16 protein-coding genes are annotated in these 20606 nt (G+C 68.4%); 9 read left to right on the forward strand and 7 right to left on the reverse strand.

Features of this window, described 5'->3' with window-relative positions:
* Window positions 1-29: 29 nt before the first annotated feature.
* The 3 genes from KW843_RS22210 to ltaE all read left to right on the forward strand — a co-directional run bounded on the left by KW843_RS22210 (window position 30) and on the right by ltaE (window position 3621).
* Window positions 30-1010 carry a tripartite tricarboxylate transporter substrate binding protein gene (locus KW843_RS22210; RefSeq protein WP_218297327.1) on the forward strand — a complete coding sequence of 327 codons (981 nt, stop codon included), beginning with the start codon at window positions 30-32 and terminating at the stop codon, window positions 1008-1010.
* A gap of 78 nt (window positions 1011-1088) precedes the next feature.
* On the forward strand, window positions 1089-2357 hold the full coding sequence (locus KW843_RS22215; protein ID WP_218297328.1) for a branched-chain amino acid ABC transporter substrate-binding protein: 1269 nt from the start codon (window positions 1089-1091) through the stop codon (window positions 2355-2357).
* A 193-nt stretch (window positions 2358-2550) separates the two neighbouring features.
* Window positions 2551-3621, forward strand: coding sequence for a low-specificity L-threonine aldolase (ltaE, locus tag KW843_RS22220; protein WP_218297329.1), 1071 nt, complete (start codon window positions 2551-2553; stop codon window positions 3619-3621).
* 16 nt (window positions 3622-3637) lie between these two features.
* On the opposite strand, the gene KW843_RS22225 is transcribed toward ltaE, so the two are convergent.
* Window positions 3638-4354, reverse strand: coding sequence for a YggS family pyridoxal phosphate-dependent enzyme (locus tag KW843_RS22225; protein WP_218297330.1), 717 nt, complete (start codon window positions 4352-4354; stop codon window positions 3638-3640).
* A gap of 36 nt (window positions 4355-4390) precedes the next feature.
* Here KW843_RS22225 and KW843_RS22230 point away from each other — a divergent pair, with 36 nt between their 5' ends.
* The 4 genes from KW843_RS22230 (at window position 4391) to KW843_RS22245 (ending at window position 8413) form a co-directional block, all read left to right on the forward strand.
* A complete protein-coding gene (locus tag KW843_RS22230) occupies window positions 4391-5434 on the forward strand; it encodes a type IV pilus twitching motility protein PilT (RefSeq protein ID WP_010463046.1) in 1044 nt (347 codons plus the stop codon).
* Window positions 5435-5494: 60 nt separating this feature from the next.
* Window positions 5495-6130: a Crp/Fnr family transcriptional regulator gene (locus tag KW843_RS22235; protein WP_218297331.1), complete on the forward strand. Its 636-nt coding sequence runs from the start codon at window positions 5495-5497 to the stop codon at window positions 6128-6130.
* 64 nt (window positions 6131-6194) lie between these two features.
* A complete protein-coding gene (locus KW843_RS22240) occupies window positions 6195-7331 on the forward strand; it encodes a PilT/PilU family type 4a pilus ATPase (protein WP_218297332.1) in 1137 nt (378 codons plus the stop codon).
* Window positions 7332-7498: 167 nt separating this feature from the next.
* Complete coding sequence (locus KW843_RS22245) at window positions 7499-8413, forward strand: NAD(P)-dependent oxidoreductase (RefSeq protein WP_218297333.1); 915 nt, start codon at window positions 7499-7501, stop codon at window positions 8411-8413.
* Between the two features lie 225 nt (window positions 8414-8638).
* Here the strand turns inward: KW843_RS22245 and KW843_RS22250 are convergent, their stop codons facing one another.
* The 3 genes from KW843_RS22250 to KW843_RS22260 form a co-directional block, all read right to left on the reverse strand.
* Window positions 8639-9307 carry a BON domain-containing protein gene (locus tag KW843_RS22250; protein ID WP_218297334.1) on the reverse strand — a complete coding sequence of 223 codons (669 nt, stop codon included), beginning with the start codon at window positions 9305-9307 and terminating at the stop codon, window positions 8639-8641.
* The gene (locus KW843_RS22255) at window positions 9304-9906 is read right to left on the reverse strand and encodes an SIS domain-containing protein (protein ID WP_218297335.1); all 603 of its coding nucleotides are present in this window, start codon (window positions 9904-9906) and stop codon (window positions 9304-9306) included. Before KW843_RS22255 ends, KW843_RS22250 begins: the two co-directional genes overlap by 4 nt.
* 99 nt (window positions 9907-10005) lie before the next feature.
* On the reverse strand, window positions 10006-10416 hold the full coding sequence (locus KW843_RS22260; protein WP_218297336.1) for a YraN family protein: 411 nt from the start codon (window positions 10414-10416) through the stop codon (window positions 10006-10008).
* Between KW843_RS22260 and rsmI the strand changes: the two genes are divergently transcribed.
* Window positions 10416-11369: a 16S rRNA (cytidine(1402)-2'-O)-methyltransferase gene (gene rsmI / locus KW843_RS22265; protein ID WP_218297337.1), complete on the forward strand. Its 954-nt coding sequence runs from the start codon at window positions 10416-10418 to the stop codon at window positions 11367-11369. The genes KW843_RS22260 and rsmI overlap by 1 nt on opposite strands.
* A 137-nt stretch (window positions 11370-11506) precedes the next feature.
* Here the strand turns inward: rsmI and KW843_RS22270 are convergent, their stop codons facing one another.
* A complete protein-coding gene (locus KW843_RS22270; protein WP_218297338.1) occupies window positions 11507-12763 on the reverse strand; it encodes an Hsp70 family protein in 1257 nt (418 codons plus the stop codon).
* A 457-nt stretch (window positions 12764-13220) separates the two neighbouring features.
* Window positions 13221-13646 (reverse strand): Fur family transcriptional regulator, encoded by a 426-nt coding sequence (locus KW843_RS22275; protein WP_218297339.1) that lies wholly within the window; start codon window positions 13644-13646, stop codon window positions 13221-13223.
* Window positions 13647-13937: 291 nt separating this feature from the next.
* Between KW843_RS22275 and KW843_RS22280 the strand changes: the two genes are divergently transcribed.
* On the forward strand, window positions 13938-17303 hold the full coding sequence (locus KW843_RS22280; protein WP_218297340.1) for an EAL domain-containing protein: 3366 nt from the start codon (window positions 13938-13940) through the stop codon (window positions 17301-17303).
* Window positions 17304-17357: 54 nt separating this feature from the next.
* Here the strand turns inward: KW843_RS22280 and KW843_RS22285 are convergent, their stop codons facing one another.
* Window positions 17358-20243, reverse strand: a complete 2886-nt coding sequence (locus KW843_RS22285; RefSeq protein WP_218297341.1) for an IPTL-CTERM sorting domain-containing protein — start codon at window positions 20241-20243, stop codon at window positions 17358-17360.
* Window positions 20244-20606 lie beyond the last annotated feature (363 nt).

The raw sequence follows: 20606 nt of genomic DNA on the forward strand, positions 1-20606 counted from the left end.
CACACACCCCTCAAGGAAACCTAGCCACCATGCTGCTGTCACGACGATCCACACTGGCGCTGCTCGGCGCCACATCGCTCGGCCTGAGCCGCGCGCTGCACGCCTCCGCCCCGTTCCCGGCCAAGCCGCTGCGCTGGATCGTGCCCTACCCCGCGGGCGGCGGCTCCGATTTCATGGCGCGCACGGTGGGCCAGCCCATGTCGGCCGCCGTGGGCCAGAGCGTGGTGGTGGACAACAAGCCCGGCGGCAATGGCGCCATCGCCGTGGCCGATGTGCTGCGCGGCCCGGCCGACGGGCACACGCTCATCAACGTGGACAACGGCACGCTGGTCTTCAACCCGGTGCTGTACCGCAAGCTCGGCTACGCGCCCGACAAGGACCTCAAGCTCGTGACGCTGCTGGCGCGCGCCCCGATGATCCTGGTCGTGGGCCCCGCCTGCGACGCCAAGGACGCGAAGGAGTTCATCGAGCAGGCGCGGCGCCAGCCCGGCACGCTCAACTTTGGCTCGGCGGGCGCGGGCACGCCGCAGCACATGGCGATGGAGATGCTCATGCACCACGCCCGACTGAAGATGACGCACATCCCCTACAAGGGATCGTCGCCCGCGCTCGCCGACCTGGCGGGCGGGCAGATCCCGGCGGTGATGAGCGACTACGCGGCCGCGGGCGGCTTCCTGCAGGCGGGCAAGCTGCGCGCGCTGGCGGTGGCCGACAGCCGGCGCCACCCGCGCCTGCCCGATGTCCCCACGTTCGAGGAACTGGGACTCAAGGGCGTGGAGGCCACGGCGCTGGTGGGCGTGGCGGTGCATGCGTCCACGCCGGATGCCACCGTGCAGGCGCTGCAGAAAGCCATCGCCCAGGCCCTGCTGTCGCCGCAGACCAGCGCCCGGTACCGCGAGGTGGGGATCGAGCCCGTGGGCAACACGCCGCAGGAGTTCACGCAGATGATCACGGCCGAGGTGTCGCGCTGGCACCCGCTGATACGCAGCCTGGGCATCGCGCTCGACTGACGGGCCCAGCCTTCTCCCTCCCGCCGGGGTGGCAAGCCCGCCCCGGTCTCACCACGACAAGAAAGCGAGACAAGCACCATGCTGCGCCACCCCCTGACGCGTTCCCTCACGCCCCTGGCCGCCTGTGCGGCCCTGCTGTGCACCGCCGCCGCCTCCACGGCCTGGTCGCAGGAGACCTTCAAGGTCGCCTACATCGACCCGCTCTCGGGCCCCTTCGCCAACGTGGGCGAGCTCATGCTCACGCACACGCAGTACGCCATCGAGGACATCAACGCCAAGGGCGGCGTGCTCAAGGGCACGAAGCTGCAGTTGCTGCAGTTCGACAGCAAGCTCTCGGCCCAGGAGAGCCAGAGCGCGCTGCAGGCGGCCATCGACCAGGGGGCCAAGGCCATCGTGACGGGCGGCTCGGGCTCGTCGGTGGTCACGGCGCTGGTGCAGGCGGCGGCGCGCCACAACCAGCGCAACCCGGGCAAGGAGATCCTGGTGCTCAACCACTCCTCCATCGACCCCGAGCTCACCGGCAAGGCCTGCAACTTCTGGCACTTCCAGTTCGAGGCCAACACGGCCATGAAGATGAAGGCCATCGCCAACTACATCAAGAAGCAGCCGGACATCAAGAAGGTGTACCTGCTCAACCAGGACTACGCGCATGGCAAGCAGTGGGCGCACTACGGCCGCGAGATGGTGGGCCTGGCGCGCCCCGACATCCAGTTCGTGGGCGAGGCGCTGCACCCCATCGGCCGCGTGAAGGACTTCGCGCCCTATCTCGCCAAGGTCAAGAGCACCGAGGCCGACTCGGTCATCACCGGCAACTGGGGGCAGGACATGACACTGCTGCTCAAGGCGGCGGGTGACGCGGGCTACAACCTGCGCTACTTCAACCACAGCGCGGGCTCCATTCCCGGCACGGTACTGGCGGTGTCGCAGGCCAAGCAGGGCCAGCTGACATGGGTGGCCGAATGGCACCCGGGCCAGGCCGACACCCCCAAGGTGGACGCGCTCGCCAAGGCCTACCAGGCCAAGACGGGCAAGGACTTCCTCGCGCCGCGCATCGAGATGACGCCGCGCTTTCTGGCCGCGGCCATCAACAAGGCACAGTCCACCGACCCGGTGAAGGTGGCCCGCGCGCTGGAAGACCTGACCATCGACTCGGTGGTGGGCCCCGTGCGCATGCGCGGCGAGGACCACCAGCTGCTGCTGCCGCAGGTGGTCAACACCATCGCGCCGGTGGACGGCAAGACCGTGAAGGTGGGCTGGGAAGGCACGAACTATGGCTTCCGCACCGATGCCGCCTACACCGGCAATGAGCTGGCGCAAGGCACGGACTGCAAGATGACCAGACCGTAGCCCCCCTGAGTCGCCTTCGGCGCCTTCCCCCCAGGGGGACGACGCCCTCGCTGCGGGGCGGCCCTGGCTCGGCGTCCCTGGCCTCGGCAGCGCCCATGTCGCCGGCCGAGCGCCTTGCGGCCGCAGGGGAGGCCAACGCGACTAACATGGCCGGTCTTTGCATTCATTGACCCGACCCACGAGGACCGCGCCCATGCCCGACTTTCGCAGCGACACCGTCACCCAGCCCACGCCCGCCATGCGCGAGGCCATGTTCAAGGCCCCGCTGGGCGACGATGTGTTTGCCGACGACCCTTCCGTGAACGCACTGCAGGAGCATGCGGCGCAGTTGCTGGGCTTCGAGGCCGCGCTGCTCGCACCCTCGGGCACGCAGACCAACCTGATCGCGCTGTGGGGCCACTGCCAGCGCGGCGACGAGGCCATCGTGGGCCAGAGCTGGCACACCTACCGCTGGGAGGCCGGTGGCATGGCGGTGCTGGGCTCCATCCAGCCGCAGCCGGTGGAGACGCAGCCCGACGGCACCTTGCGCATTGCCGACATCACCGCCGCCATCAAGCCCGACGACCCGCACTTTGCCCGCACCCGCCTGGTGGTGCTGGAGAACACGACCGGCGGCCAGGTGCTGCCGCCCGCCTACATCGCCGAGGTGGCCCATCTGGCGCGCAGCCGGGGGCTGGCGATGCACCTGGACGGCGCGCGCCTGTTCAACGCCGCCACGGCCAACGCGGCGCGCCACGGCACCGATGTGTACGACGAGGCGCGTTCGCTGTGCAGCCATTTCGATTCGGTGTCGCTGTGCCTGAGCAAGGGCCTGGGCGCCCCCGTGGGCTCGCTGGTGCTGGGCTCGCGCGACTTCATCCGCCAGGCGCGCCGCACCCGCAAGATCCTGGGCGGCGGCATGCGCCAGGCCGGCGTGCTGGCCGCAGCAGGCCACCATGCGCTGGAGCACCACGTGCGCCGACTGGCCGACGACCATGCGAACCTGGCACGGCTGGCCCAGGGGCTGAGCGATATCAACCAGCGCCATCCGGTGCTGCAGGGCAAGATCACGGTCCACCCCTGGCAGACCAACATCCTGTTCACCGACCTGCATGCGGATGTGGCCCCGGCCTTCACCGCCTGGCTGGCCGAGCACGGCGTGCGGGTGACGAGCAGCCTGTACGGCGTCGCCACGCGCCTGCGCTGGGTGGCGCATCTGGACGTGAGCGAGGCCGATGTGACAGCGGCGCTGGACTGCGTGGGGCGGTTCCAGCTGCCGGGCTGATCGACCGGCTCATGCTTCAGGCGGGGTAAGTCCGACCTCCAAAAATGCCGGTGCCCACGCGCACCATCGTGCTGCCGGCGTGGATGGCGGCCTCCAGGTCGGCCGTCATGCCCATCGAGAGCGTGTCAAAACGAGCCAAGCCTGGCTCGTTCAGGGCGCATATCTCGTCAAAAAGCGCTCGGGCGCGGGTGTGGATGGCCAACTGTGCTTCGAATTCAGGAGCATGGTCCGGGATGCTCATGATCCCGCGCACCACCAGCCGTGGCAGTTTCGCGACAGCACGCACCAGTTCCAGCGCGTCGGCCGGCGCCACGCCCGACTTGGTGGCCCCGCCGTCGATGTTCACCTGCACGCATATTTGTAACGGCGCCAGGTGCTCCGGCCGCTGCGCCGACAGGCGCTCGGCGATCTTCAGGCGGTCCACCGTGTGCACCCAGTCGAAGTGCTCGGCCACCAGGCGCGTCTTGTTGCTCTGGATGGGCCCGATGCAGTGCCACTGCAGCGCCACGCCGGGCGCGGCGGCGCGCAGGGCGATGATCTTGTCCACCCCTTCCTGGATGTAGTTCTCGCCGAAGTCGCGCTGCCCGGCGGCCACGGCCTCGGCCACGGCGTCGGCGCCAAAGGTCTTGGAAACCGCCAGCAAGGACACGCTGGCCGGGTCGCGCGAGGCGGCTGTGCACGCCCGCGCCATCCTGCCCAGAACCTGTTGGAGGTTGTTAGCAATCGTGGTCATAATGTTTGACAGCGTATCAAACGATAGAGGGATTCCGTGGACATTACCCAACTGCTCGCTTTCAGCGTCAAGAACAAGGCCTCCGACCTGCACCTTTCCGCAGGCCTGCCGCCCATGATCCGGGTCCACGGGGATGTCCGCCGCATCAATGTCGATGCGCTCGACCACAAGACGGTGCATGCCATGGTGTACGACATCATGAGCGACTCGCAGCGCAAGACATATGAAGAGTTCCTGGAGGTCGACTTCTCGTTCGAGATCGAAGGCCTGGCCCGCTTTCGCGTCAACGCCTTCAACCAGAACCGTGGCGCGGCCGCCGTGTTCCGGACCATTCCCTCCAAGATCCTCACGCTCGAGCAGCTCAATGCGCCCAAGATCTTCGGCGACCTGGCCCTGAAGCCTCGCGGCCTGGTGCTGGTGACCGGCCCCACGGGCTCGGGCAAGTCCACCACGCTGGCCGCCATGGTCAACTACCTGAACGAAACCGAGTACGGCCACATCCTCACGGTGGAGGACCCGATCGAGTTCGTGCACGAATCCAAGAAGTGCCTGATCAACCAGCGTGAAGTCGGCCCGATGACGCTGTCGTTCGCCGCCGCGCTGAAGTCCGCGCTGCGCGAAGACCCGGACGCCATCCTGGTGGGTGAAATGCGCGACCTGGAAACCATCCGCCTGGCCATGACGGCGGCGGAAACGGGCCATTTGGTGTTCGGCACGCTGCACACTTCCAGCGCCGCCAAGACCATCGACCGGATCATCGACGTGTTCCCCGCCGAAGAAAAGGAAATGGTCCGTGCGATGTTGTCCGAATCGCTGCAGGCCGTGATCTCGCAGACGCTGTGCAAGACCAAGGACGGCTCGGGCCGCGTGGCAGCGCACGAGATCATGCTGGGCACCAGCGCCATCCGCAACCTGATCCGCGAGGCCAAGGTGGCGCAGATGTATTCCACCATCCAGACCAGCAACAGCGTGGGCATGCAGACGCTGGACCAGAATCTCACCGACCTCGTTCGCCGCAACATCATCAGCCCGGCCGAGGCGCGCGCCAAGGCCAAGATCCCCGAAAACTTCCCGGGCTGATCCGCGCGAGGCACCCATGTACCCTGCGGCCCGACGAGCTGCCGCACACCGGAGCACTGTATGAAAGGCATTCTGAGCCTTCTGAAAATGAAAACCCGCGGCGGCAAGCCCATGGAGGACAACACGGATTCGGTGCTGTTTTCCACGGCCTTCGCCGGCCAGGGCGTGGACGATTCGATGCTCGTGCCCTGGGAGGCGCGTGCGGTGGAAGTGGGCGCCAAGCGCTTGCCCACCAGCCGTGGCGGCAAGCTGCTGCAGGGCCTGTGGGCCAAGGACAAGTACATGGCGCACCTGGACAAGGACGCCGTGGAGCGCATGGAGCGTTTCTTCGAATTCGCGGCCATCCCGTCCAACCGCGACGTGATCCGCCAGGACGAATACGGCAACTTCATGGTGGTGCTGCTCACCGGCACCATCGCGGTGGACCGCGTGCAGCCCTGGGGCGAACAGCTGCGCCTGGCCGAGACCCGGCCCGGCGACATCCTGGGCGAGATGTCGCTGCTCGACAGCGGCATCCGCTTTTCGGCCTGCACCACGCTCACCGACTGCGAGATCGCCGTGCTGAGCGCCGAGGCCATGGACGACATGATGACCAAGGACCCGCAGCTCGCCGCCAGCCTGATCGCGCTGCTGGCCCGCAAGCTGTCGCTGCGCCTGCGCGTGGTGAGCGCCCGCCTGAGCGACAACCAGAAATGATGATGCGCGGATACCACCTGCACAACGACCACCCGACAGACGAACACCCCCGGGAGAAATTCTGATGGAACGCGATCAGGCCAGTAAATTCATCAATGACCTGCTCAAGTTGATGGTGAGCCGCAATGGCAGCGACTTGTTCATCACGGCGGAATTCCCCCCCGCGATCAAGGTCGATGGCAAGGTGACCAAGGTGTCGCCCCAGCCGCTCACGCCCAACCACACGCTCACGCTGGCGCGCGCCATCATGAGCGACAAGCAGGTGGCCGATTTCGAACGCACCAAGGAGTGCAACTTCGCGATCTCGCCCGCCGGCATCGGGCGGTTTCGCGTCAACGCGTTCATCCAGCAGGGCAAGGTCGGCATGGTGCTGCGCACGATTCCGCTCACGCTGCCCACCATCGACGGCCTGGGCGTGCCGCAGGTGCTGAAAGAAGTGACGATGACCAAGCGCGGCCTGTGCATCCTGGTGGGTGCCACGGGCTCGGGCAAATCGACCACGCTGGCCGCCATGGTGGACTGGCGCAACGAGAACTCGTTCGGCCACATCATCACGGTGGAAGACCCCATCGAATTCGTGCACCCGCACAAGAACTGCGTGGTGACGCAGCGCGAGGTGGGCCTGGACACCGACAGCTGGGAAGCAGCCCTGAAGAACACGCTGCGCCAGGCGCCCGACGTGATCCTGATGGGCGAAATCCGCGACCGCGAGACCATGGAGCATGCCGTGGCCTTTGCGGAAACCGGCCACCTGTGCCTGGCCACGCTGCACGCCAACAGCGCCAACCAGGCGCTGGACCGGATCATCAACTTCTTCCCTGAAGAGCGCCGCGCGCAGCTGCTGATGGACCTGTCGCTCAACCTGCGCGGCATGGTGTCCCAGCGCCTGATCCCCAAGCAGGACGGCAAGGGCCGTGCTGCGGCCGTGGAAATCATGCTGAACACCCCGCTGATCTCCGACCTGATCTTCAAGGGCGATGTCTCCGAGATCAAGGAGATCATGAAGAAGAGCCGCAACCTGGGCATGCAGACCTTCGACCAGGCACTGTTCGACCTGTACGAGGCCAACGTGATCAGCTATGAAGACGCGCTGCGCAACGCCGATTCGCTCAACGACCTGCGCCTGCAGATCAAGCTCAACAGCCAGCGCGCCAAATCGCCGGACCTTGCCTCGGGCACCGAGCATTTCGCGATTGTGTGACAACCCCCTGAGCGGCTGCGCCGCTTCCCCCTTCTCTCGCGCTGCGCTCGGGAAGGGGGACGACGCTGGTGGCCTGGCAAAGCCAGTTCCACGGCGTCCGCTGGCCTGGGCCGCGCCAGTTTCAAACGCTGCCCCCGTGGCGGCCTTTTTTTGCAAGAACCACTCCCATGCCAAGCACCAATCCCCGCAACTACGACGCAACCCCATCCCGCAAGGTCGCCTTCCTGGGCCTGGGCGTGATGGGCTATCCGATGGCCGGCCACCTCGCGCTGGCCGGGCATGAGGTCACGGTCTACAACCGAACCGCTACAAAATCCATAGCTTGGTGCGCGGAGTACGCCAGCGCCAAGGCGCCAGGGCATGCCGCAACGCCGCGCGAGGCCGCGGCTGGTGCCGACATCGTGTTCTGCTGCGTGGGCAACGACGATGACCTGCGCTCCGTCACCCTGGGGGCCGACGGCGCCTTTGCCGGGATGAAGCCGGGCGCGATCTTCGTGGACCACACCACCGCGTCGGCCGAGGTGGCGCGCGAGCTGTACGCAGCCGCCCATGCCCTGGGCCTGCACTTCGTGGATGCCCCCGTCTCCGGCGGCCAGGCCGGCGCGCAGAACGGCCTGCTCACCGTGATGTGCGGCGGCGACGCGGCGGCCTTCGAGGCGGCCCAGCCCGTGGCCATGGCGTTCTCGCGCGCCTTCACGCTGCTGGGTGACAGCGGCGCGGGCCAGCTGGCCAAGATGGTCAACCAGATCTGCATCGCCGGGCTGGTGCAGGGGCTGTCCGAGGCGGTGGCGTTTGGCCAGAACGCGGGCCTGGACATGAAACAGGTGCTGGAGGTGATCGGCAAGGGCGCGGCCCAGAGCTGGCAGATGGACAACCGTGGCAAGACCATGGTGGACGGCAAGTTCGACTTCGGCTTTGCGGTGGACTGGATGCGCAAGGACCTGGGCCTGGTGCTCGACGAAGCCAAGCGCAATGGCTCGCGCGTGCCCGTGACGGCGCTGGTGGACCAGTTCTACGCCGATGTGCAGAAGATGGGCGGCAACCGCTGGGACACGTCGAGCCTGATCAAAAGGCTGACATAGCCCCCTGGGTCGCCTGTGGCGCCCCGGGGTGGCACGCGCCAGAGGCGCTCGCGGCCTCTTCGGCCTGGCGAAGCCGGCTCTGCGGGTGCACTCGCTTGTGCCGTGCCAGCTTCATGCCGCAACGCGCGATGCAGGGTCTCCAAGAAAAAATCCCGGTCCGCGTCATGCGAACCGGGATGTTTCCACTCAGGGGCTGTGCAGGCTATCGAGCCTGACCGCCCGCTTTCAACCGCCGGGCGATGCGCTGTTGTCGGTGGTCACTGGCGCGGGCTGCGGCGCGATGCGGCGCAGCTCTTCTTCCGAGACGATCTCGAACACGCGCACGACCTTGCTCACGCCGCTCACGCCCCGGGCGATCTCGGTGGCGCGGTTGGCCTCGCGCTGCGACACGCGGCCCATCAGGTAGACGATGTTGCGCTCGGTCACCACCTTGAAGGAATTCGCCGAGATGTCCTGGGCGTCCACCAGGCTGGCGCGCACCTTGCCGGTGATGAAGGTGTCGTTGGAGCGCTGGCTCAGGCTGCTGGCGGGCATCACGGCCAGGTCATTGACGACCGAGCGCGTGTTCTCCACCTGCGACACGATCTGCTCGACGGTCTGGCGGTCCTGGGCGTTCGGCACCTCGCCGGTCAGCAGGGCCTGGCGGTTGTAGCTGGTCACGTTGACATGGGCGCGGTCGCCCAGGGTTTCGCGGATGCGGTTGGCGGCGCGCAGCTCGATGCCTTCGTCCTCGATCTGCGTGCCGGTCGTGCGGCGGTCCACGGCCATCACGCCGCCCACGACAGCGCCGCCCACGATCAACGGCGCGCAGGCCGACAGGCCCGTGACCAGCGCGGCGGAGGCCAGCACCGTGCACACGGTGCGCCGGGTACGTTTCAGGGTGGTTTGCTTCATAGGGGAATCTCCTGTTCGCCAAGTAACTGGGCGTCCACGCCATCGCTCAGGCAATGCAGCACCAGGGCATGGACTTCGCGCACGCGCGCGGCGCGGTCGTGCGGAACGCTGATCAACACATCGGTCTCGCGCAGCAGGGCGGCCAGCTTGCCGCCCGTGCGGCCGGTCAGCACCACCACGGTCATGTCACGCTCGTGGGCGGCCTCGGCGGCGGCCAGCAGGTTGGCGTCATTGCCGGTGACCGACAGCGCCAGCAGCACGTCGCCCGCCTGGCCCAGCGCTCGCACCTGGCGCGCAAACTGCTGCGCCGCATCGTGGCTGCCACCCGTGGCGGCCGTGAGCAGCGTGCTGTCGGAGGTGAGGGCCAGCGCGGCCAGCTCGGGCCGGTCGCGCTCGAAACCGGCCACGCAGAACGCGGCGAACTGCTGCGCCTCGGCGGCCGAGGGGCCGTTGCCGCAGGCCAGCACCTTGCCGCCGCTGGTCACGCAGGCCAGCACGGCCTGCACGGCGGCGGCGATGGGGTGGCTCAGAACCTGCGCGGCCTGGTACTTCAGGTCGGCGCTGTCGATGAAATGCTGTTGGATGCGTTGCTCAAGCATGAGGGCCCGATGATACCCGCCGCGTGTTACAGCTTTTGTAGCAAACCGTAGTTCCCTGCATGGCGCCGGCGCCAGGGATGGCGGCCACCGGGCGCGCGCCTACTGCGCATCGAAGGCGGCCTGCAGCCACTGCACGGACTCCTCGACCAGCACCACGTCGAAGCGGCAGGGCGGCGGGGAAGGCAGGCGCAGCAGGTAGTGCCGGGCCGCGAAAATGATGCGCTGCTGCTTGGTGGCGCCGATGCTGGCCCCTGCGCCGCCAAACGCGCGGCCCGCGCGGCTGCGCACCTCGACGAACACGAGCGTGCCGTCCCGTGCACGCATCACCAGGTCGATCTCGCCCCCGCCGCGCCCGGGCGTCCGATAATTGCGCTGCACCAGTTGCAGGCCCGCCGCCTGCAGGTGGGCCAGGGCCTGGTCTTCCGCCGCATTGCCGCGCTCGCGCGTGGTGGCGGGTTTGGCGGCCGGGCCAGGGGCTTCCGCCGGTTTTCTCTTTCCAAGGAATTTCATTGAGCGCATCTTTCGCTTCAGCCCAGGGCGCCGCGCGTGAAGCGGCGGCTGCGCAGCATTATCCCGAGGGCGCCCTGTACGTGGTGGCCACGCCCATCGGCAACCTGGCCGATATCACCCTGCGCGCGCTGCATGTGCTGCAGATGGCCGACACCGTGGCCTGCGAGGACACGCGCCATACGCAATCCCTGCTGCGCGCCTATGGCATCGACAAGGGGGCCTCGCAGCTGCTGGCCGTGCACCAACACAACGAGGCCGAAGCCGCGCAGAACGTGGTGCAGCGGCTGCAGCAGGGCCAGCGCGTGGCGTACGTGAGCGACGCGGGCACGCCCGGCGTGAGCGACCCCGGCGCCCGGCTGGTGGCCGCCGTGCAGGCGGCCGGCCTGCGCGCCGTGCCCCTGCCCGGCGCCAGCAGCATCACCACCGCGCTGAGCGTGGCTGGCGCCGTGGCCCACAGCACCGAACACGGCGGCTTCGTGTTTGCGGGCTTCCTGCCCGTCAAGAACGCTGAACGCGCCACGGTGATTGCGCAGCAGCTGGCCCATGAGCCCCGCTGCGTGGTGCTGCTCGAAGCCCCGCACCGCATCGGCGAACTGGCCCAGGCCCTGGCGGTGCTGGGCGATCGCCCGGTGACGCTGGCGCGGGAATTGACCAAGCAGTTCGAGGAAGTGACCACGCGGCCCGCCCATGAGCTGGCGGCGTGGCTGGACGGCGCCCCCCAGCGTTCGCGCGGCGAGTTCGTGGTGCTGCTGCACCCCGTGGCGGTGGCCAGCGACGATGGCTCCAGCCTGCGGGTGCTGCGCCTGCTGGTGCAGGAGCTGCCACTGAAAACCGCCGTGCGCCTGGCCGCCGAGATCACCGGCGCATCGCGCAATGTGCTGTACGACACGGCCCTGGCATGGAAGCGCAGCGGTGCGGACGACGGGGGTGCAGACAGCGGCACCGCGGACTGATTCCGGCCCGAATTTCATGCTAATTGGCCGCAGACCCTTGGCAAAAAAGCGCCAACAGCTACATTTTCAATAGCAAACCAACCCGCCACGGCGAGTACCGGCACCGGCCAGGGTGCGCGGCACCTCCCGCCGGACTCTCACCCCGACACCGCCAGCCCGGCCGCCACGCCGCCGAACAGGTCGCCTTCCACCTGGGGGGTGCCGGGAAATGCCGCCTTGAGGGCCTGGCGCAGCGGCCGCAGGGCCGACGAGCCGCCCGTGAGATAGATCGCATCGACCCCCTGCTGCCCCAGGCCCGCCAGCTGCACACATTCCTGCGCGCAGGCCACCACCTGTTCGAGGGGCTGCGACAGGAACCGCGCCAGCCCCTCGGGGGTGACGGATTCAGCCAGCCCGGCCTCGATCCAGTCCAGCGGCATGGGCGCATCGGCATCGCCCAGGGACGCGGCGATCTTGGCCTGCTCCACGGTGTTGGCCATGCGGTGCCCCAGGCGCTCGTGCAGCACCCGCATGAGCCGCGCGTGCAGCCGGGCATCTGAATAGTCGGTGCGCAGGTTCTGCGCGTCGCGCAGCGCGCGCGGCGAGTACAGCCACTGGATCAGGTGCCAGGTGGACAGGTCGAAGAACACCCGGCTGGGCACCTCGCGCCCCGCGGGGCCGGTGTGCCGAAATCCGAGCAGGGGCATCAGCAGGTCCAGGCTCAGCCGCCGGTCGAAGTCGGTGCCGCCCACGTGCACGCCGGTGGTGGCCAGCACATCGCTGCCGCGCTCGGCGCGCGCCATGCGCTGCGGCCCCAGCCGTACCACCGTGAAGTCCGACGTGCCCCCGCCGATGTCCACCACCAGCACCAGCGACTCGTGCGTGATGCGCTGCTCGTGGTCCAGCGCGGCGGCGATGGGCTCCAGCTGGAACGACACCTCGGCGAACCCCGCGTCCACCGCGGCCTGGCGCAGCGCATCTTCCGCCTGCTGGTCGCGGCCAGCGTCCCCGTCCACGAAATGCACCGGGCGCCCCATCACCACCCGGGCCGGCATGCCGCCCAGCTCATCGCGCGCCTTTTGCACCAGCATGCGCAAGAAGAGGCTGATGATGTCCTGGTAGCTCACCAGCTTGTTGTGCACCGCCGTCTTGTCCTGCAGCAGCGCGCTGCCCAGCAGGCTCTTGAGCGAGCGCATCAGGCGCCCCTCCGTGCCCGCCAGGTACTGCCCCACGGCATCCCGGCCAAAATGGGTGCGGTGGTCTTCCGCATTGAAGAACAGCGCGGTGGGCAGTGTGGGGGCGCCTCCTTCGAGCGCGATCATCCGCGCGGGCCCGGTGCCCTGGCGCACGGCCATCGCGGAGTTGGAAGTGCCAAAGTCGATGCCGAGGGTGGTGTCCTTCAGGAAGGGTGTCATGGGAGGTCAGAGAATCGGTGGCGAAGTCACTCTGCACGGCCGAACTGTCGTGCCCGGGCCGGCGAGTGGCGGCGGTGGCCGCGTGGAACAGGGTGAATGGCATGCCGCGAGGCATGCCGGGGGAAACCGTCCGGCGCCCAGGGCGCCCATTGAAAAGAAAAGGCCCTTGATTCCTTCATCAAATCAAGGGCCTTCGGCGGTGCAGGCGGGTACCGGCACATCGGCCGCGCATTCACACGCCGTTGCCTGGCGTTGCCGCCGGGCCTGGTGCCTGCCACGGCATGGCGCCCTCGGATCGGCAGCGGCAGTGGGGCTCCCGTGGAGCCGCTGCGCAGGGCGGCATTGTCTCACGCTCCGCGCGCCCTCGGCCCGAAGCGGCATGCCGCCCCCGGCAGGTGCGCATGGAAACCGGCGACCGCCCGCCGCGGCCACCGGCGGGCACGGGAAAGGCAGGCCGTCAGCCCCGGGTGAGGCCCCGGCGCGCCGGGGCCGGCGCCTTCTTCGCCGGCGGCGGGGGCTGGCAATCGCTGCACTGGCCGTACAAGGTGATGTCGTGGCCGTCCACGGTGAAGCCCGGCGGGGCCAGGTGCGCGAAGCCGCCGGGGCATGCATGGATATCGAACACGCGGTGGCAGACCCGGCACAGGAAATGGTGATGGTGGTCCTGCCCCGCCATCTCGTAGCGGGCGCTGCTGCCGGGCAGGGTCACCGGCTCGATCGTGCCGTCCTCCATCAGCGCGCGAAGATTCCGGTAGACGGTTGCCACCCCCAGCGAGGGGATGTCGGCGCGTGCTGCCTCCAGGACCTCCTGCGGCGACAAGGGACGCCCTGCGGTGGCTATCGCGGCGTGGATTGCCGCACGCTGGCGGGTTGCTCGTTCCATGGTCGTGTTTCTTGGGGGGTCGGTGGGCTCCCGCGATTCTAGGGACTCGCCGTGCCCCCCGGGACCGGCGGGCGGCGCGCCCCGAGGGGCCCACAGAGCTCCACCATGCCATCTATTGGTTCCCCGCAAGGCCTCCAGTCGGTATATTCGAACTGGCCGATAGCAGCCAGCCAACGGATTCCTGATGTGCTGCACGATGCAGCAGGCATGGCGAACCCCGTCCTTCCGGTGCCGGCGTACTGTTCGATCCGGGTCCATCCGGCCGGGTCTCCTCACGGAAAGGTCAATACGGTGGCACGCTGGTCCAGTTTCGAAAGCAAGGTCGCCATTGCATTCGGCGCCGCCGTGCTGGTGGTGGCGGCGCTGGTGGCGGCCACCTGGCGGGTGGCGAACGATGCGTCCCAGACCGCGCTGATGCTCGCGCATACCCATGAGGTGCTCAACAACCTGGCCCGCACCCGTGGCTACACCCTGCAGATCGAGCTGGCCACGCAGAACTTCCGGCTCAGCGGAGACCCCGCCCACATCGCCGAACGCGACGACACCATCGCGCAGAGAGAGCGCACGCTGGAGAGGATCCAGTTGCTGACCGCCAGCAACCCCGACCAGCACCAGCGCTGGGGCCAGCTGCGGGAAATCGTGAACCAGCGGATGGTGATCTCCCGGCAGGTCGAGATGCTGCGCAAGACCCAGGGCCAGGAGGCCGCCAATGCCTTCGTGGCCACGGCGCCGCTGCGGGCCACGCGCGCACGCACCTACGAGCTGCTCGGCGACATGGACACGGCGGAGCGCCACCTGCTCACGCTGCGTGCCAACGCGCATGCCCAGGCACGGCAGAAACTGGTGGTGGCGGGCTCCATCGCCGCCGCGATGCTGGTGGCCCTGCTGGGCGCGACCTACCTGCTGATCCGCCGGCAGCTGCGCGAAACCGAAACCAGCCAGCGCGCGCTGGCGGACAGCGAAGAGAGCCTGTCGACCACGCTGCACTCCATCGGAGATGCCGTGCTGGCCACCGACACCGAGGGCCGCATCCTGCGCATGAACCCCGTGGCCGAGCAGTTGACGGGCTGGCCCATCGCGCTGGCCCGGGGGCTGCCGGTGGAAGCGGTGTTTCGCATCGTCAACGAACAGACCCGCGAGCCCGCCCTGGTGCCCGTGGCCGCCGCGCTTGCCACCGGCGAGATTCAAGCCCTCGCCAACCACACGTCGCTGCTCGCGCGCGACGGCGCGGAATGCCCCATCGCGGACAGCGCGGCCCCCATCCGGGATGCCAACGGCCAGCTGCATGGCGTGGTCCTCGTCTTCCGTGACGTCACGGCGGAGCGCCAGGCCGAGCAGACCATTCGCGCGCAGAACATCCTGCTGGAGTCGCACGTCCGGGAGCGGACGACGCAGCTCAAAGAAAGCGAAGACCACCTGCGCAGCGTCATTGGCGCGGTTCCCGCGCTGATCGCGTTCGTGAGCGCCGAGCGGCGCTATGTGTACGTGAACGACCAGTACCGCCAGAGCTTCGCCCCGGAACGCGCGGACATCACGGGGTGCACGGTGCAGGAAATACTCGGCGACGAACGCTACGGCCAGGCCGCCCCGATGATCGACGGCGTGCTGGCGGGCACTCCGCAGGCCTATGACTGGCAGCCCTTCCCCGGGGTCTGGCAGGCCATCCGCTACCTGCCCAGGTTCGAGGCGCACGACAAGGTGGGCGGCTACTACGTGCTGGGCACCGACATCACGGACCGCAAGCACTTCGAGAACCGCATACAGACGCTCAACACCGAACTGGAGCAGCGCATCCGGCAGCTGGAGCACGCGACCCGCGCCCTGCGCACCCTGAGTGCCGGCAACCGCACCATGCTGCGGGCCAGCGAGGAACAGGATCTGCTGGACAGCATGTGCCAGGCCATCGTCACGGCCGGCGGCTATGGCATGGCCGTGGTCTGGTACTGCGGCAGCCGCCCGGAGCTGCCCCTTGAACCCATGGCCGAATGCGGCTACCCCGGCGGCATGGACGCGCTGCGGCAGCTGGGGCTGGACCTGAGCGGCACGGCCCTGGGCCAGGGGGTCACCTCCAGCGCCATCCGGACCGAGGAGGTCTGCCTGGTGCGCAACATGAACACCGACCCCGGCCATGCCCCCTGGCACGGCAGGCCCCACGGGCCGAGATCCGGCATCTCGTGCCCGCTGCGGGTGGCAGGCCGGGTCATTGGCGCCTTGTCCATCTACGACCCGGAACCCGACACCTTTGGCGAGGACGAAATCGCGCTGCTCACGGAGTCCAGCGATGACCTTGCCTATGGCATCGCGACCTTGCGCTCGCGCGTCGAACAGGAGCGCGTGCAGGCCGCCATGCACCACTTCACCCGGCATGACCCGTTGACGGGCCTGCCCAATGCCCTCCAGTTCGAAGAGGCGCTGGCCGCCGCCATCCACGAAGGCGGTGAACAGCCGCGCTCGCTGGCGGTGCTGCAATTCAATATCGAGCGCCTGAGCGAAATCAACGAAGCGCTGGGCTTTGCGCACGGTGACGACATCCTGCGCGAGTTCGCACGGCGGCTGCAGCGCAGCGCCCCGCCATCGGCCCTGGTGGCCCGCCTGCGCGGCGATGAGTTCGCGGCCCTCTTGCCGGACAGCGACCTGCACGCCGCCCGCCACACGGTGAACATGCTGGAGCAGAACTTGTCACAGCCGATTTCGGTGGCCGGCATCGCGCTGGATGTGGTGGCCAAGGCCGGCATCGCGCTGTTCCCGGAGCACGGGCGAACCGTGCACGACCTGCTGCGCCGCATGGACAAGGCGGTTCACCAGGCCAAGAGAATGGGCGTGGACCACGTCGTTTTCATTCCTCAGCAGGAACAGGACCAGGCCGAGCGCCTGAACATGGCGGGCGAGCTGCGCCACGCGATCGACGCCGGCCAGCTGCGGGTCTACCTGCAGCCCAAGGTCGATTTCGCCAGCGGCCGCGTCTGCGGCGCCGAGGCACTGGTGCGCTGGCTCCACCCCCAGCGCGGCCTGCTGGCGCCCGGGGTCTTCATCGAACTGGCGGAGCACACGGGGCTCATCAAGCCGCTGACGGAATGGATGCTGGTGTCCGTGCTCGACATACTCCAGGCCTGGCAGCGCCAGGACTGCGCCCTGCCCATCGCCGTCAACCTCTCGGCGCGCAACCTGCGCGATGAGCAGCTGTTCGCCAAGTTCCGCCACTGGCAGCGCGAGCGCGGCGTGGCACGCGGGCTGCTGGAGGTGGAGATCACCGAGAGCACCGTCATGGAGGATGCGCAATACGCCATGGGCGTGCTCCACGCCCTGCGGGAGGAAGGCATTCCGCTGTACATCGACGACTTTGGCACCGGCTACTCGTCCCTGGCATACCTGCAGAAGCTCCCCGTGGACTGCATCAAGATCGACCAGTCTTTCGTCGCCGCCATGACACACGACAAGAGCTCCGCCAAGATCGTGCGCTCCACCATCGACCTGGTCCATGACCTGGACCGCAAGACAGTGGCCGAGGGCATAGAGACCCGCGAGCACTGGGAGCAGCTCTTGCATCTGGGGTGCGACATAGCGCAGGGCTACTTCATTGCCAGGCCCATGCCGGCGGACGAGTTCCCGGCGTGGGCCGCCAGCTTCAGGGCTCCGGCTCCCCCGCCCGGGGGATGACCGCGTTCCCGCGCCGGGCAGAGGCCGTGCGCCGTGAGGGCCCCTGCACCCCCATCAGCCCCGGCGGCGGCGCAACCCCAGCAAGGCCATGGCGGCCAGCATGGCCCCCGTCAGCACCACGCCCCATTCGCTCAGCGTGGGAATGGCGGTGGCCAGGCCCGCGGCGGCCAGTGGCATCACCGGGTCCACGATCACGCCGTTCTGGGCCCAATCGTCGTCCCCCAGCTGGCCGTCGGTCAGGTCGAAACTCACGGCGTTGCCGTCGATGGTGAGATTCCTCGGCGCAAAGAAGCTGGCGCTGGCGGCGCCGCTGCTGGCCCTGCCGTACTTGGTGAAGCCGGCGACCGGCTGCGGCCACAGGGTGGTCACGCGAACCGTGGCGCCCGGGGTGCAGTCCACCAGCCGGACGCGGAACGCGCCCTGCGGCGCGCTCTGCCCCGGCGGGGCGGCGCTGGCGGCCATGAAGCCGGTGGCGGCGGGGTCGAACCGGCAGCCGGCGCCTCCACCCGTGAAGCTGGCGCTGGCCGGGCCGCCCGCACCCGTGGTGGGCACGGTGGTGCCGCTGTAGGTGACAGGGATGGCGATGGTCTGCTGCACCTGGGCGGCAGCGGCGTAGTTCGCGTCGCCTGCCTGGTTGGCATTGACGGTGCAGGTGCCCGCGCCGGCAAATGTCACCACGCTGCCCGCGACCGAGCAGGCCCCGGCCGTCGAGGCGGCATCGATGGTGAACACGACCGGGTTGCCCGAGCCGCCGCCGAGGGCTGACACCGCATAGGCCCCGCCCACGACGGGGTACGCCGGTGGCGTGGAGGTGAACGTGATCGCCTGGCCGGGCAGGACCACCTGGTTGACGAGGACGTTCATCGTCGCCTTGATCGTGCCGTCGCCCTTGCTCGTCGCCGTGAGCGTGCGCGAGCCGGGCCCGGCAAACGTCGCCGCGAACGCCGCGCTGCCTTCGCTTTGCTGGATCTCGCCCGGCATCGTGTCGCCCGGGTTGCTGCTCGTGATCGCCCAGCGTGTCGTATCGTCGATGTTCGCATTGACCGGGTCGGCCACGGTCAGCCGGAACGGGATCGGCGCATTGGCCGCGACCGTCACCGACGCGGCGCCGGGCACCATGTCGATGGTGCCCGGGCCACCGAGCGACGGCGCGGGCAGCGGCAGGTTCTCGAAGTGGATGACGGCGCGCAGGTTGTGCCCCGGCATGCTGATGATTCCCTGGTACTGGCCCGCGACGCGGTTGGCCCGGGCGTCGTAGATGTAGTAGCCGGTGCCGCCATCGCCCATGAAGCCCTGCTCCGCCGGATCGGGATCACTCTGAATGATCGCGCTGGCGCCGCTGGACGGCACCGCGACGTTGATCGGGGTCGCATAGGGCAGGTAGGAACCTTCGGGGGTCGATGCCCTTGGGTCGATGACGATGGGGTTTCTCGTGAAGAGCTGCCCCAGGCGCGCGCGCAGCGACAGCGACGGGTTGCACATCCCATCGCCCAGCGCAAGGCAGTAGTTGCGGGTGTGTTCGCTGTCGTCCCTGTCGAACTTCATGAAATTGCGCATCCTGTCCGACACGGGCGTGATCGCGGCGACGAAACGCGGCATGTGCCCGGTCCGGGTGTTGTTGTCGCTGTCCAGCGTCAGCGGAGCCTGCAGGTTCGTCGAGCCGGCGATGGCGAAGTTCTCGCGGCGATCCGCGTTGTAGGCACCCGCGAGCGCGGAGACATAGCCCTCACTGGCATCGACGAACAGGGACTGGTTCTGCGCATCCCGGTCGAGCGGTGCGGTGGCGAACAAGGCTGCTGCGGATGGTTCGGTCCAGCCCCCGTTCCAGGAGGTGACCTGCTGGTTCTGCGAGGTGAATCCCGGCCTGGTGTAGAAATTCGCCTGCGGCTGTGCCGTGGCCTGTTCCGGCACCGGCGCATTCACGAACGCCACCATGGTTTGCTTGACCCCCACGGAACCCATCTCGTTCAGGGCGGTGCGCAAGGTGAAGGCGCCCGTGGGCAATGATTGCGGCTGTATCAGCGCATATGCCCGGTTGCCCGGGACGCCGCTCAGCCACAGATTTTCGTCCTGGGCAAAATTCCGTGAAGCCACGGAGGGGTCGATGGACGACTGGCGCACGCTGGTCGCGGCATAGGCGTTCCTGGTGGCGCCCACCGCATCGCTGAGCGTGATCAGCAGCTGGGGCTGGTGCAGTACATGGGCCTGCCCCGCTGGCAGCTCCTTGCTCGCGAACTCGAAACTGCCAAAGGTGTTGTCGTTGGGATCGGGGGCCGCGCCCACACTCATCATCGACTCGACGTTGTTGGCCAACCGGTATTTGACCAGCTTGGTGACATCGAAGCTGTAGAAACCCGGCGTGGTGATGCGCAGGGGCTGCGCGGGACTGTCCGCATCGGTGGCGGCCGCATCGGCGCTGGCCACGGACTGGCCGCAGTGGGGTGCCGTGTCCTCGCGCTCGAAGCAATCGGCACCGTCCTGATGGGCGCTGAATATCGCGATATAGCCAGGCGCGGTCACTTTCTCCACATAGAGCACCAGGCGCGCGCGCGCGACCTTGTCGGCATTCAGCGTGTAGGCTTCCTGCCCCACGGAGGCCGTCGTGCTCGCCTTGTCCACGACCAGCTTGGTCAACGTTCCGCTCGGCAACGTGGCGTACGAGAACTTCAGCTGCGCATTCGCGTCGGGGTTCACGAGCAGCGTGGGCTCGAAGGGGAAATAGTCCGCGTTGCGGGTGTAGCCGTCGGCGACAAGCGGCGCCTCGATCCACGACGACAAGGTCGCTCCGCCGCAGGCCTGCAGCAAGACCACCGCCGCCGCAAGCGCGAGCCCCCGGACCGCCCGGGACCTTTCCAGGGATGCGCCCGCGCTGCGCCCTGGCCGGGAGCTGTGGCGCGCCGTTGCGCCCGGCCGCATCGCGGCCTCTACCATCCGAATCATGTATTCCTCACTCCGTGGTGCGTTCGAGAAAAGCCGCTCGGGCTTGCCCTGGATGGAACGGTGTCGGCCACCGTGTTCTTGTGGATTCAGGCGCAGGCCCCTGCTTGCGGGACCGGAAGTTACCGGATGGGCACGGTTTTGTATGTCCCCCGTTTGGGCGACATGACAAGGGCCCCGGGGGATGGCAGCATGGACAGAGCACCCGCCGAATGGGCGCGCATTGACGACCTTGAACCCATGCAGAAACCCACCGACCCCGCATGCAGCCCGAAGAACCGAACATGATCCGCCGCTTGCCACCGTACCGGCTTGCGCAGCCGGTCTGCCGAGCACAGCAGCCCCGCCAGGCCCGGCGCTTTTGAC

This window comes from Acidovorax sp. sif1233 (genome assembly GCF_019218755.1).
Classification (GTDB): Bacteria; Pseudomonadota; Gammaproteobacteria; order Burkholderiales; family Burkholderiaceae_C; genus Acidovorax.

Excerpts from the sequence above, each read along its gene's own strand:
- KW843_RS22255 (WP_218297335.1), bottom strand. The coding sequence starts at position 9,906 with ATGCTTGAGCAACGCATCCAACAGCATTTCATCGACAGCGCCGACCTG.
- KW843_RS22210 (WP_218297327.1), top strand. The coding sequence starts at position 30 with ATGCTGCTGTCACGACGATCCACACTGGCGCTGCTCGGCGCCACATCG.
- KW843_RS22285 (WP_218297341.1), bottom strand. The coding sequence starts at position 20,243 with ATGATTCGGATGGTAGAGGCCGCGATGCGGCCGGGCGCAACGGCGCGC.
- ltaE (WP_218297329.1), top strand. The coding sequence starts at position 2,551 with ATGCCCGACTTTCGCAGCGACACCGTCACCCAGCCCACGCCCGCCATG.
- KW843_RS22270 (WP_218297338.1), bottom strand. The coding sequence starts at position 12,763 with ATGACACCCTTCCTGAAGGACACCACCCTCGGCATCGACTTTGGCACT.
- KW843_RS22225 (WP_218297330.1), bottom strand. The coding sequence starts at position 4,354 with ATGACCACGATTGCTAACAACCTCCAACAGGTTCTGGGCAGGATGGCG.
- KW843_RS22235 (WP_218297331.1), top strand. The coding sequence starts at position 5,495 with ATGAAAGGCATTCTGAGCCTTCTGAAAATGAAAACCCGCGGCGGCAAG.
- KW843_RS22215 (WP_218297328.1), top strand. The coding sequence starts at position 1,089 with ATGCTGCGCCACCCCCTGACGCGTTCCCTCACGCCCCTGGCCGCCTGT.
- KW843_RS22240 (WP_218297332.1), top strand. The coding sequence starts at position 6,195 with ATGGAACGCGATCAGGCCAGTAAATTCATCAATGACCTGCTCAAGTTG.
- KW843_RS22260 (WP_218297336.1), bottom strand. The coding sequence starts at position 10,416 with ATGAAATTCCTTGGAAAGAGAAAACCGGCGGAAGCCCCTGGCCCGGCC.
- KW843_RS22275 (WP_218297339.1), bottom strand. The coding sequence starts at position 13,646 with ATGGAACGAGCAACCCGCCAGCGTGCGGCAATCCACGCCGCGATAGCC.
- KW843_RS22250 (WP_218297334.1), bottom strand. The coding sequence starts at position 9,307 with ATGAAGCAAACCACCCTGAAACGTACCCGGCGCACCGTGTGCACGGTG.
- KW843_RS22245 (WP_218297333.1), top strand. The coding sequence starts at position 7,499 with ATGCCAAGCACCAATCCCCGCAACTACGACGCAACCCCATCCCGCAAG.